Consider the following 12310-nt stretch of genomic DNA (forward strand, 5'->3'; position numbering starts at 1 on the left):
AAAACTTGATTGGCTTGGAGGCCTTGCTGTGGAAGTAAAGATCGGCATTCAGAATGTTGGCCGTGAAATCGTGTTCGAATCCGCACTCGATGCTGATGCTGTAGCCAAGATCGTCGGAGAGGCCATCTCCAAGGGTTCGGATCTGCGGTTCACGGATGAGAAGGGCCGCCAGATCATCGTTCCCGGAAATGCGCTGGGCTACGTTGAAATTGGTGCCGAGGAAGTCCGCCGCGTCGGTTTCGGCGCCCTCTAGCGTTCCCACTGGCAGCGGCCGCTAAGGAGTCTCCATGCTTTCACTCGTTGTGGTGGTGCTTGCCACCATCGCTACAGGATTCATCGTGTGGGCAAATGACAAGCGACACGGTAAGTACGGCATTGCATTGCCAGCGGGCGTCTCGGCGACCGTCGGCGTGCTGGGCTGGATAGCTTTCATCATGGCTGGGTTCGGTTACCAGCCCGGGCTCACCTGGATCCCGTGGATCCTCCCTATCGTTTTGGGGACGGCCATCGCGATTGCCGTTGTGGTCTATCTGGGCCGTAAGCGCACCCAGCATGACACCGCCGCCCTCACCAAAGCTCTGAGGCTCTAGACGCTCCCCGCTCTTATACGGCACTGGTCGTCACCCATAGGTGACGACCAGTGCCGTTTAACTTTCCAGCTCGTTCAAGCTTCCGGGTAGCGATCCGGCTGCGCCAGGGCACCGGACGCGGCTGCTGCCTCGCTCACGGCAGCGGCAGCGGCGACGTCGCGTTCCGTCACGTTGTCGCCGGCATCGTGGGAGACGTAGCGGAGAAAGACGCGGTTGTAGCGCCATTCCAAGTCCGGATGGTGGTTCTGTTCTTCGGCGATCCGGCCCACCGCGGCGATAAGCGCCAAGGCGTCGGCTGCCGTCGAGGTTTTGAAGACGGTCACCAGACCGTCCTGGTACTTCCAGCCGGGGAGGTCCTTGAGGGCGGCTTCCACCTCGGCTTGAGGCAATTGCCCTTCCTTGCCGGCCATAACTGCTCCCTTGCCTAGAGGAACTCTGCCCGGCCTTCCATCGCCGAGGACGCGAGCGCATGCTCCCGCCGCGGAATCCGGCCGGACTGTTTGGCAAGCCTACCGGCGATCACTGCGTGTTTGAAGGCCTCGCCCATCTGGACCGGGTTCTGCGCACGGGTCACTGCCGTCGCCAGCAGGACAGCGTCGCAGCCCAACTCCATGGCAAGCGCGGCATCCGAGGCAGTTCCAATGCCGGCGTCGAGCACTACCGGAACAGAAGCCCGGGACACGATCAGTTCGATGTTATGCGGGTTCAGGATGCCAAGCCCCGTTCCAATAGGCGAGCCGAGGGGCATGACTGCTGTGGCACCCAGGTTTTCCAGGCGCAGCGCCAGGACGGGGTCGTCATTGGTGTAAGCGAAAACCTTGAAGCCGCGGTTCACCAGCTGTTCGGTTGCCTCCACGAGTTCCACCGCGTCCGGAAGAAGCGTGTGTTCATCGGCAATGACTTCCAACTTCACCCAGTCCGTCTCCAGCGCCTCCCGGGCGAGCTCCGCGGTCATCACTGCGTCTTTGGCAGTAAAACAGCCAGCCGTGTTGGGCAGGACCCGGATGTTGTGGTCCACCAGGAGCTGGAACAACGACCCTGTCTCGGCTGGCGAGTACCGGCGCATTGCCACAGTTGTCAGTTCCGTTCCTGAGGCCAGAAGGGCTGCTCCCAAGCCGTCCAGGCTCGGCGCACCACCTGTACCCATGATCAGGCGGGAGCCGATTTCGACGCCGTCGATCACCAAGCCGTCTGTGCGAATGTCAGTTTTTGCTGCTGTCATGTCTTCAGCCTCCCTGGACTGCTGTTACGAGTTCGAGTTCGTCTCCATCGGCGAGCGCCGTCGCGGCCCATTGGCTGCGCGGCACAACCTCCGAATTACGTGCGACGGCGACACCCAGCTTGCCGCCGTCGGCTGCCTGTCCGCGGTGGTCCAGGGTGCGGCCTGTAATGGCGCTGACGAGCGTGCTGACGGATGCATCGTCCGCCACGGCGTGATCGGAGCCGTTGAGTTTGATATTCATACTGTTTCCTTGGTGGGAGATTGTGCAGCTGAGGGGGTTGGAGTCCGTTGGCCTGCGTTCGCCGCAAAGCGGTCGGGCCGGAAGATTGACCAGCGTGGATCGGAGGAACCGGTTATCAGCCCGCCCACGATCTTTGCGGCGATGGGCGTCAATAGAACGCCATGGCGGAAGAAGCCGGTTGCGATCACCAAACCCTCGATGTTGCCGCTGGGTCCAGCGACGCGTCCAAGGAGCGGTGCGTTGTCCGGAGTGCCGGGCCGTGCGCGGGCTGTGGCTTCCAACAGTTCCAGCTCCGCCACGGCAGGAACCAACACTTGGGCATCACGCAGGAGTTGATAGACGCCTCCGGCGGACACTGCGTTGGTGGACGCGGATAGTCCGTCCTCGCGCTGGGTAGCTCCAATCACCACCGTTCCGTCGGCCCGGGGGACGATGTACACCGGCACTCCGCGCACCATGCCCCGGATGGTGGATGTGAGGAGCGGCTGGAGGTGTTCGGGAACGCGCAGCCTGAGGATGTCGCCATAGACCGGCCGCACGGGCAGGCTGAGACCCTCGGGGAGATTGCCTAGCCTTGCCGCATCCAGCCCGCAGGCGACCACGGTCTCTGACGCCAAAACGACGCGCCCGTCGCCGGATCCGGCGCCCGGATCGAGCTCGACTCCGCAGACGCGGTCCCCGTCCCACAGCAAACGGGACGCTGGGAACGGCAGCGCGAAACCGTCCTCCGCTCCGGAAACCCACGTTGCGTCACTTCGACTGTGGCCTGCCAGCCCTTCCATGAGGCATCGTGCAAGCATCCGTGGGTCCACTTGATGGTCCGCCGGGATGTCGAAGGCGCTGGAAATCTGTGGGCTGAGCAGGGGCTCACGCTCGCGCGCTTGCCGCAAGGACAAAGGCTCTACCTGAAGCCCTGCGGCCTGCTGGACTGTGCGGAGGTCTGCCAGCGCGCGGCGGTCGGCAGCATCGGCGCCAACGGCGATTGTCGACGTCGTGCGGTATCCGGTGGCTGATTCGTCGCCGGGCAGGCTCCGGACAAAAGCCGGCCACAAATGAGAGGACTCCAGCATGAGTTCCAGAAGGTCTTCCTCCTGGTAGTGAAGTTCACTCACAGGAGCGAGCATCCCGGCAGCGGCGAACGTCGCGCCCGCTGCCGGTGCGGGATCAATAAGGACCACCGAGCGGCCGTGTCGGCGGGCTTCGTGGGCGATGCCAAGGCCAATGATGCCGCCACCGATGACCGCAACATCCGCCTGCAGAGGGTTTTGGCCGGATTCTGCCATGCGTTTCCTTCCCTACGCCGGTATTAGCCGGATCAGGTCAAGCGGTCGGCGCTGAAGCCCTCTCAGCCGGACGGTCATATGACGCTGTCACGGCTCCCGCAGTACGTGCCCAGTTTAGAGGAACTACTCTGGTTTCCATGACCCAGCATGATGTCCACACCACTGCCCGTCTCTATTTGTGCACCGATGCCCGCAAGCGGCAGGGCGATTTTGAAGACTTCGTCGACGCCGCGTTTGAGGGCGGCGTCGACATCATCCAGCTTCGCGACAAGACGCTCGAGGCCGCCGAGGAGCTGGAGGTCCTGGAGGTCCTGCACAACGTTGCCCGCCGGCACGGAAGGCTGTGGGCCGTCAACGACCGTGCCGATGTTGCCAGTATTTCCGGGGCTCCTGTGTTCCATATCGGCCAAAAAGACATCCCATTACGCGCAGCACGGCACCTCCTCCACGACCAGACCGTCATCGGCCTGTCCACCCACACACCGGACCAGGTTGACGCGGCCATAGAGGCCTCCCCGGGCCGCAGTGGGCTGGATTATTTCTGCGTTGGTCCAGTATGGGCGACACCCACGAAGCCAGGCCGCGAAGCAGTCGGGCTGGATCTGGTCACATATGCCGCGGAAGCCGTAAAGCGCGCAGACGAGGAGACTGTGGGTGGCGTGCTCCTCCCCTGGTTCGCTATCGGCGGCATCGACCTCACCAACGTTGAACAGGTGGTTGCCGCGGGAGCGAGCCGGATCGTCGTCGTGCGGGCCATCACCGAGGCGCAGGACCCGACGGCGGCGGCCAAGACGCTGCTGGAAGCGCTCGACGCCGCTTAGGTATCGGCGCCCGGTTTGCCGCGGCGCGAAAGCGAAATATGCCTAAGCCGTGAGCCCGAGCCCGGACATCCGCCGTCCGTGCCGTTCGGCAAGCTCGGCCGTGAGCGCCTTGACTGCCGCCCGCGAATCCCCTTCGCCCTTGAGCATTGGGCCCAAGTGAGGATGTTCCAGGCCGACACGTTGGGCTTGGGTCAGCGCTTCTCCGACGAGGCGCCGGCCCCACAAAGCGAGTCGCGACGCGAGGCGCGGGTCATCAGCCAGCGCCCGGCGCAGGAGGACGCGGAGTACTTCCGTGGCTTGGTCGGCGGAGGCAACCTTCTGGACAAAGAGTTGCGTCCCGGCGTCAAGGAACGAAGCCACCGTCCGGTAGAAGTCCGACGACACTGTGTCGATCACATAGGCCTTCATGACTGATTCAAACCAGTCCGCTGGCTTTGTTCGCTCGTGGAAGTGGTCAAAGGAGCGCTGGAACGGAAGCATGGCATCCTCGGCATCGAGTCCCATCTCCGATAACCGCGTGCTGATCAAGGCAAAGTTTCCGTATGCGCCAACTGCGATCTTTGCCAGCACTGCCCTGTCATGCAGGGTGGGAGCGTACCGGGAGTCGAAAGACAGCCGGCCAAACGCCGAGAGCTCGCCATAGGCCATGGCTCCCAGCAGCTCGGAGGCGAGGCGCTGGACGCGAGCATTGTCGTCCGGGGAAGTGCTCATGGTCCAAGACTATCCAGCGATTTCGGGCTAACCTGATTTTCGTGTCACATCATCGGATTTCGCCCAACGTCGACGACTCGTCGGACCAGCTCGCCGAGGCATTTGCTGCCCTCCGGACCGAGCTGGAGCTCCCTGGTGAATACCCGGCCGAGGCCGTAGCGGAAGCCCGGAAGGCGGTAGAAAACCATACACTGCCGGAACGTGACCTCCGGGACATTCCGTTCGTGACCATTGATCCAGCCACGTCCACTGACCTGGACCAGGCGGTGTTCATTGAACGTGCCGGTGACGGTTACAGAGTCCTCTATGCAATCGCCGACGTGCCATCCTTTGTTGCTCCGGGCGGGGCGTTGGATGCAGAAACCCGGCACCGGGGGCAAACGTTCTACGCTCCTGACGGGAGGATCCCGCTGCATCCGGAAGTTATCAGCGAGAACGCCGGCAGCCTGTTGGCTGATCAGGATTGCAGCGCCTTCGTATGGGACTTCGAGCTGGACCACAATGCCGAAGTATCCGCCATGTCCGTGTCCCGCGGAACTGTCCGTAGCCGCGCCAAGCTGAGTTACAGAGGTGCCCAGGAGCAGATCGATGCCGGCACAGCCCCACCGGTCCTTGGGCTCCTCAAGGAGGTTGGCCTGAAGCGGGTGGAACTGGAACGCCTGCGCGGTGGCGCAAACCTGAACATGCCCGAGCAGGAGATTGTGCAGGCAACCGGTGGCGGAGGCTACAGGATTGTCGCCGCACCCTCCTTACCTGTGGAGGATTGGAACGCGCAGATATCCCTCATGACCGGTATGGCAGCGGCCCAACTGATGCTCGACGGAAAAGTGGGCATTCTGCGCACCATGCCCGCGCCCGATGAACGCTCGCTGCTCCACTTCAAACGCCAGACCAAGGCTCTTGGGAAACCGTGGGACGGCGAGATTACCTACGGCGAGTACCTCCGGACCCTGGACGCTTCGGATCCCAAACAGCTAGCCATCCTCCACTCGGCAGGCACGCTCTTCCGCGGTGCTGGATACACGCCTTTCGATGGCGAACTTCCCCCCAATGTCATCCAGTCAGCCATCGGCGCACCTTATGCGCACACCACTGCCCCTTTGCGTCGCCTCATCGACCGCTTTGTCCTGGTGATCTGCGAGGCTCTCAGCAACGGCCACCCAATACCGGCGTGGGCGCGGGAAGCACTGCCATCCCTGCCTGAGATCATGGCGTCCTCCGACCAACTGGCAGGGCGGCTTGAGCGCCTGGCTATGGACACCGTGGAAGCAGCACTCGTGGCGAACCACATCGGCGAGGAGTTTGACGCGGTGGTCATCTCCGGTTCCAAGCCGTCCAATGGAGCGGCAAATGGCAACGGAAAGGGAAATGGAAACGGAAACGGGCCGTTTGGCATCATCCAGATCGCGGAACCCGCGGTGACCGCCCGATGTGACGGCGAATTGGAATCAGGCACCAAGGTCCGGGTGCAGCTCCTGAAGGCAGATATTGCCAGCCGCGAGATCCGCTTTACCCTGCTCCCCTGAGGCCCGGGGGACGCAAACGGGCACCGATCCGGGCTTTAGGGCTCCCAGAGGATAGACTGACCCTGTAGTAATGGATGCCCGGTCGTTGATTCAGTTAATTTTTGAAATCAACAAGCCCGCCCCTACGCGATCTTGAGATGTGCCCGCTGGTCACCAGTGCCAGTACTTAGATAGCCCGCGATCGGCTTCCACTGGATTAGCTTGCGCGCCCGTTCGTGCTCCGGTACGGCTCCGCCACCCCGTTGAGCATGCAGCGCCAATGCCCAAATGAATAAGGAAACTCCCTGTGAGTGAATTGCACACCCATGAAGTCCTGACGGACGCCACCGGAACCGAATCCATCGAACCCGAGGAAACGATCATCTCCGATGAGACGCCCCACGAGATCGAAGAAAAATCGTTCGCTGACTACAACGTCCGCCCCGACATCGTCGAGTCCCTCGCTGACGCCGGAATTACGCACCCCTTCCCCATCCAGGCCATGACGCTGCCGGTAGCCCTCAGCGGCCACGACATCATCGGCCAGGCCAAGACCGGTACCGGCAAGACCCTCGGTTTCGGCATCCCGGCATTGCAGCGCGTGGAAGGCCGGGATGACCCTGGCTACGCAAAGCTGGCCGTCCCCGGTGCGCCGCAGGCCCTGGTCATCGTGCCCACCCGCGAGCTTGCGGTACAGGTGGCCAACGATCTTCAGACGGCATCCCGCAAGCGCAACGCCCGCATCGCCACCATCTACGGTGGCCGCGCCTATGAGCCGCAGATTGACGCCCTCCAGAAGGGCGTCGAGGTAGTGGTCGGCACCCCCGGGCGTTTGATCGACCTTTACAAGCAGAAGCACCTCAGCCTGAAGAACGTCAAAATGGTGATCCTGGACGAGGCCGACGAAATGCTGGACCTGGGCTTCCTGCCGGACGTCGAAACACTCATTGCAGGTACGCCGGCTGTTCGCCAGACTTTGCTCTTCTCCGCCACAATGCCCGGACCGGTCATCGCGATGGCCCGCCGCTACATGACGCAGCCTACCCACATCCGGGCAGCCGATCCGAACGATGAAGGCCTCACCAAGCGCGACATCCGCCAGCTCATCTACCGTGCCCACAGCATGGACAAGACCGAGGTTGTGGCCCGCATCCTGCAGGCCCGCGGACGTGGCCGCACCATTATCTTCACCAAGACCAAGCGCACCGCGGCCAAGGTAGCTGAGGAGCTCGTTGACCGCGGATTCGCTGCGGCAGCCATCCACGGCGACCTCGGCCAGGGTGCACGCGAGCAGGCCCTTCGCGCCTTCCGCAACAACAAGGTGGACGTCCTGGTTGCCACGGACGTTGCCGCCCGTGGCATCGATGTGGATGACGTCACGCACGTCATCAACTACCAGTGCGTGGAGGACGAAAAGATCTATCTGCACCGCGTGGGCCGTACGGGCCGCGCCGGCAACAAGGGAACAGCGGTGACCTTCGTTGACTGGGACGACATGCCTCGCTGGGGCTTGATCAACAAGGCATTGGGGCTCAGCGTTCCGGAGCCGGTTGAAACCTACTCCTCTTCGCCCCACCTCTACAGTGACCTCGACATTCCCGAGGGCACCAAGGGCCGCCTCCCGCGCAACAAGCGCACGCTTGCCGGAGTCGACGCCGAGGTCCTTGAGGACTTGGGCGAAACGGGCAAAAAGAACTCCCGTTCCGCCGGTTCAGCCCGTGACGGTGGACGCGATGGCGGCCGTGGCAGGGACGGCCGCGGCCGTGTCAACGCTGGCAAGTCCAACGAAGCCAACTCTGAATCCAACGGTGATGGCGGCCGCAACCGTACGCGCCGCCGTCGTACATCCGAAGCCGAGGCGGCCCCCGCTGCCGGTTCCTCCGAAACCCGCACCGCCACGGGCGAGAACGCCGAGAAGCCGGCCCGCACGCGGCGTACCCGCACGCGCCGCCGTAACGGCGAAGTGGTTTCCGGTGGGACCGCTGGCGCCCAGTCCGGCAACTCCGAGGCCTAAAATCCTCAATGACTGAAACTGTTTGGGCGCCGGACGGCGGCAATCTGGTGGTGCACGCGGACAACGCGGAATTCCTCCCGACGCTGCCGGACGGTGCCTTCACACTCATTTACGTGGATCCGCCGTTCAACACAGGACGGGTCCAACGCCGCCAGGAAACGCGCATGGTCCGCAACGCGGACGGCGACGGCGACCGCGTCGGGTTCAAGGGACGCTCCTACGACACCATCAAGGGCGCCCTGCACAGCTATGATGACGCCTTCAGCGACTACTGGTCCTTCCTGGAACCCAAGCTCGTAGAGGCCTGGCGGCTCCTTGCCGACGACGGCACGCTGTACCTGCACCTGGATTACCGCGAGGTGCACTACGCCAAGGTGATGCTGGACGCCATCTTTGGCCGCGAGTGCTTCCTCAACGAGATCATTTGGGCCTACGACTACGGCGCCCGCGCCAAGAACCGTTGGCCCACCAAGCACGACAACATCCTGGTGTACGTAAAGAACCCCGCGAAGTATCACTTCGACAACGCTGAAGTAGACCGCGAACCCTACATGGCCCCAGGCCTGGTCACCCCTGCCAAACGCGAGCGCGGCAAACTCCCCACGGACGTTTGGTGGCACACCATTGTCTCGCCCACAGGCAGGGAAAAGACGGGCTACCCAACCCAAAAACCCGAAGGCCTGGTGCGCAGGATCGTCTCCGCTTCAAGCCGCGAGGGCGATTGGTGCCTGGACTTCTTTGCTGGATCAGGAACCCTCGGCGCTGTTGCCGCCAAACTGGGCCGCAACTTCGTCTGCGTGGACCAGAACGAGCAAGCCATCGAGGTCATGCGAAAGCGCCTGGGCGCCAAAGCGTCCTTCCACCCAAATTAGGCCGTGGCCCTTAGCCGCACCCGTGCATCAATTGGATTCCGTGGTCGCCCTGCCTGTTGTCCAGGACCGCTCCGTGGGAATCACACAACGCATTGACCAGCAGCGCAAAGCCTTGGCCGTTCTGATAGTTCCCGCCGCTGCCGGGCACACCGGGCACCGTCCCTGGCGGAATGAACACCCAGGCGGCCCAGGCTTCCACATAGCCCCAGTTTCCGCTGAAGTGGACATTGCTGTTGATGTCCGGAATAAATACCCATTCGCTGCCCGTGTAGGCAGCGCGGCTGACGTTGTTACAGTCCAAGGCATTTGCCGTGGCAGGGATGAACATTAAGGCGGCTGCAAGGGCTGTTGCAGCCAAGGATTTCCTGAACATGATTGCTCCATCGACAGAGTGAGTGATTCCTTGCGATGAGACCTCCAGTGGTGCGGCCCAGCCCGCCTCCCCCCACGAGCGCCAGACTACTCTTGCCGGACAGTACGTCAAGATACTTTCTGAAACCGCGGTAGGGCTTGTTTGGTCCTCATCCTTAGGGACGGACAACCTGCGTTCCAGTGCCCAGCTCTTCAATCCTCTCCAGGACCTCGGGAGCAGTCAGATTCTCACCCAGCCGGTTCGGTTTCCCTGTCCCGTGATAATCCGAGGACCCCGTGATGAGGAGGCCGTTCTCTGCCGCGAGCGCACGGAGGTAGTCTCGGCCCTCCTCCGGATTGTCCCGGTGCTCGATCTCAAGGCCCAACAATCCGGCGTCGATCATCTCCCGGTACGTCCGCTCCCCCACGATCCGTCCCCTCGCCGAAGCCACGGGATGTGCGAAGACCGGCACTCCCCCAGCCGCACGGACAAGCCCGACGGCGAAAGCGGGTTCGGGCGCGTAGTGCTGCACGAAGTATCGCGAATGAGAGGTGAGGATGGACGTGAAGGCTTCGGAGCGGTCCGCGACCACGCCCGCAGCAACCAACGCATCGGCAATATGCGGACGCCCTACTGTCGCTCCAGGGGCCACATGGTGGATGACGTCGTCCCACGTCAGGGGGTAATCCTCGGACAACAGCGTGACCATGCGCTCAGCGCGCGTCAGCCTGGCGTCCTTTGACTTGGTGATCTCTTCAAGGAGCCCTGGGTGGGAGGGATCATGTAAATAGCTCAACAGGTGAACGCTGATGCCCTGTTCCGTCCGGCAGGAGATCTCCATGCCAGGAACAAAAGCGACACCGTGCTCCTTGGCCGCGGCAGCAGCCAGTTCCCATCCATCAGTGGAGTCGTGGTCCGTTAACGCAACAACGTCCAGGCCTGCAGCGGCGGCCGAAATGATCACCCCGGCGGGTGTCTCGGTTCCGTCGGAAACATTCGAGTGCGTATGCAGGTCTATCCTCACTTTCCCAGCCTATGGGATAGGGAGCGGCTTGGAGTGTTGCGCCGTTGGCCTCCTCACGAAACTGGTGGGACGATGTAACGGTGAATGATGCCGAAAACACCCCGTACGCGGAATCCACAGATTCCCAGCCCCTGCAAGAACGCGTCAACAACCGTTCGCAGCGGCCAACATCCGATGCCTTCAAGGCATTCATGGCCAGCAACTGGGCGCCCGCCCCGCAGGTAACCCCCGCTCGTGATGCCGTTGCAGACCACGCTGCCCGCCGCCGTCGTGCCATTTCCGAACTGTTCAAGGGCGAACGGCTCGTTATCCCGGCCGGTCCGCTGAAGGTCCGCTCAAACGACTGCGACTACCGCTTCCGCCCCCACTCCGGATTCGCCCACCTCACAGGTTTGGGCCTGGACCACGAGCCGGATGCCGTTTTGATCCTGGAGCCGGCGGCTGAAGGAAAAGGCGACGACGGCGGTCACCACACTGCGACGCTGTACTTCCGCCCCTTGGCCGGCCGCGACACCGAACAGTTCTACGCCGACTCCCGGGCCGGTGAATTCTGGATTGGGGCGCGACCCACACTGGCAGAATTCAAAGCCCGCCTGGGCTTGCCCACTGCACACATTTCCGAACTTGAACTGGCCATCACCAAGAACGTTGGCGCCCCGGAAATCGGTGGTATCTCCATCCGCCTGGTCCGCAAGGTAGATGACAACATCGATGCTTTGGTGGACACTGCCCGTTACAACACGGCCAAGGATCCCGAGAACCTTGACCTGGGCGAACTCGATGCCCTGGACGAAAAGCTCAGCGAAGCACTCTCCGAACTCCGCCTGATCAAGGACGAGTGGGAGATCGAGCAGATGAAGATCGCCGTTGCCGCCACCGTTGAAGGCTTCGCCGACGTCGTGCGGGCCCTCCCGCGCGCTTTGACGCACAAGCGCGGCGAACGCGTTGTTGAAGGCGCATTCTTTGCCCGTGCCCGCGAGGAAGGCAACGAGCTCGGCTACGACACCATCGCGGCCTCCGGCAACAACGCCACAGTGCTGCACTGGACCCGCAACTCGGGAGCCGTCAACGCTGGTGAACTCCTGCTGCTGGATGCAGGGGTGGAGGCTGATTCGCTCTACACGGCGGATGTCACGCGGACCCTGCCCGCAAACGGCACGTTCACCGATGTGCAGCGCAAGGTCTACGAAGCTGTCCTGGACGCCGCTGACGCGGGATTTGCCGCCGCACGGCCGGGCGTGAAATTCCGGGACATCCACAAGGCAGCCACCACGGTCCTTGCTGAGCGCCTCGCCGAGTGGGGTTTACTGCCGGTTTCTGTTGAGGAAGCCATCAGCCCCGAAGGCCAGCAGCACCGTCGCTGGATGCCGCATGGCACCAGCCACCACCTCGGCCTGGACGTCCACGACTGTGCCCAAGCCAAGCGTGAGCTCTACCTGGACGGAATCCTCACGGAGGGTATGGTATTCACGATCGAACCCGGCCTGTACTTCAAGAACGAAGACCTGGCCATTCCTGCCGAATACCGTGGCATCGGCGTCCGCATCGAGGACGACATCCTCATGACGGCAGAGGGCCCCGTGAACCTGAGCGCTGCCTTGCCACGCAAGGCCGACGACGTCGAATCCTGGATGGCTGGCATCTACCAGGAAGTTGCGGGCTAGACCCCAGGGCA

At 62.8% G+C, this 12310-nt stretch carries 14 protein-coding genes and 1 riboswitch; of the genes, 7 read left to right on the plus strand and 7 right to left on the minus strand.

Annotated features, from left to right (window positions below; translation table 11 throughout):
• Window positions 1-28 precede the first annotated feature (28 nt).
• Window positions 29-253 (plus strand): DUF3107 domain-containing protein, encoded by a 225-nt coding sequence (locus LDN75_RS17060; protein WP_223933719.1) that lies wholly within the window; start codon window positions 29-31, stop codon window positions 251-253.
• Window positions 254-287: 34 nt separating this feature from the next.
• Window positions 288-590 carry a hypothetical protein gene (locus LDN75_RS17065; RefSeq protein WP_223933720.1) on the plus strand — a complete coding sequence of 101 codons (303 nt, stop codon included), beginning with the start codon at window positions 288-290 and terminating at the stop codon, window positions 588-590.
• A 74-nt stretch (window positions 591-664) separates the two neighbouring features.
• On the opposite strand, the gene LDN75_RS17070 is transcribed toward LDN75_RS17065, so the two are convergent.
• The 4 genes from LDN75_RS17070 to LDN75_RS17085 all read right to left on the minus strand — a co-directional run bounded on the left by LDN75_RS17070 (window position 665) and on the right by LDN75_RS17085 (window position 3336).
• Window positions 665-1000, minus strand: coding sequence for a 4a-hydroxytetrahydrobiopterin dehydratase (locus tag LDN75_RS17070; RefSeq protein WP_223933721.1), 336 nt, complete (start codon window positions 998-1000; stop codon window positions 665-667).
• Window positions 1001-1014: 14 nt separating this feature from the next.
• Complete coding sequence (locus tag LDN75_RS17075) at window positions 1015-1812, minus strand: thiazole synthase (RefSeq protein ID WP_223933723.1); 798 nt, start codon at window positions 1810-1812, stop codon at window positions 1015-1017.
• 4 nt (window positions 1813-1816) lie between these two features.
• On the minus strand, window positions 1817-2053 hold the full coding sequence (thiS, locus tag LDN75_RS17080; protein WP_223933725.1) for a sulfur carrier protein ThiS: 237 nt from the start codon (window positions 2051-2053) through the stop codon (window positions 1817-1819).
• Window positions 2050-3336 (minus strand): FAD-dependent oxidoreductase, encoded by a 1287-nt coding sequence (locus tag LDN75_RS17085; protein ID WP_223933726.1) that lies wholly within the window; start codon window positions 3334-3336, stop codon window positions 2050-2052. Before LDN75_RS17085 ends, thiS begins: the two co-directional genes overlap by 4 nt.
• Window positions 3329-3446: riboswitch (TPP riboswitch) on the minus strand. It overlaps the preceding gene by 8 nt.
• 27 nt (window positions 3447-3473) lie before the next feature.
• Here LDN75_RS17085 and thiE point away from each other — a divergent pair.
• A complete protein-coding gene (gene thiE, locus LDN75_RS17090; RefSeq protein WP_223933728.1) occupies window positions 3474-4157 on the plus strand; it encodes a thiamine phosphate synthase in 684 nt (227 codons plus the stop codon).
• Window positions 4158-4199: 42 nt separating this feature from the next.
• Here the strand turns inward: thiE and LDN75_RS17095 are convergent, their stop codons facing one another.
• Window positions 4200-4868 (minus strand): ferritin-like fold-containing protein, encoded by a 669-nt coding sequence (locus LDN75_RS17095; protein ID WP_223933729.1) that lies wholly within the window; start codon window positions 4866-4868, stop codon window positions 4200-4202.
• Window positions 4869-4909: 41 nt separating this feature from the next.
• On the opposite strand from LDN75_RS17095, the gene LDN75_RS17100 reads away from it, so the two are divergent.
• The 3 genes from LDN75_RS17100 to LDN75_RS17110 all read left to right on the plus strand — a co-directional run bounded on the left by LDN75_RS17100 (window position 4910) and on the right by LDN75_RS17110 (window position 9259).
• Entirely contained in the window at window positions 4910-6394 is a 1485-nt protein-coding gene (locus LDN75_RS17100) for an RNB domain-containing ribonuclease (RefSeq protein ID WP_223933731.1), read from the plus strand.
• 286 nt (window positions 6395-6680) lie between these two features.
• A complete protein-coding gene (locus tag LDN75_RS17105; protein WP_223933733.1) occupies window positions 6681-8387 on the plus strand; it encodes a DEAD/DEAH box helicase in 1707 nt (568 codons plus the stop codon).
• A gap of 8 nt (window positions 8388-8395) precedes the next feature.
• On the plus strand, window positions 8396-9259 hold the full coding sequence (locus LDN75_RS17110; protein ID WP_223933735.1) for a site-specific DNA-methyltransferase: 864 nt from the start codon (window positions 8396-8398) through the stop codon (window positions 9257-9259).
• A 10-nt stretch (window positions 9260-9269) separates the two neighbouring features.
• Here the strand turns inward: LDN75_RS17110 and LDN75_RS17115 are convergent, their stop codons facing one another.
• Window positions 9270-9632, minus strand: a complete 363-nt coding sequence (locus LDN75_RS17115; protein WP_223933736.1) for a hypothetical protein — start codon at window positions 9630-9632, stop codon at window positions 9270-9272.
• 154 nt (window positions 9633-9786) lie between these two features.
• Window positions 9787-10635: a PHP domain-containing protein gene (locus LDN75_RS17120; RefSeq protein WP_223933738.1), complete on the minus strand. Its 849-nt coding sequence runs from the start codon at window positions 10633-10635 to the stop codon at window positions 9787-9789.
• A gap of 80 nt (window positions 10636-10715) precedes the next feature.
• Here LDN75_RS17120 and LDN75_RS17125 point away from each other — a divergent pair, with 80 nt between their 5' ends.
• Entirely contained in the window at window positions 10716-12299 is a 1584-nt protein-coding gene (locus tag LDN75_RS17125) for an aminopeptidase P family protein (protein ID WP_223933740.1), read from the plus strand.
• Window positions 12300-12310: the final 11 nt, after the last annotated feature.

This window comes from Arthrobacter sp. StoSoilB5 (assembly GCF_019977235.1).
Taxonomy (GTDB): Bacteria; Actinomycetota; Actinomycetes; order Actinomycetales; family Micrococcaceae; genus Arthrobacter.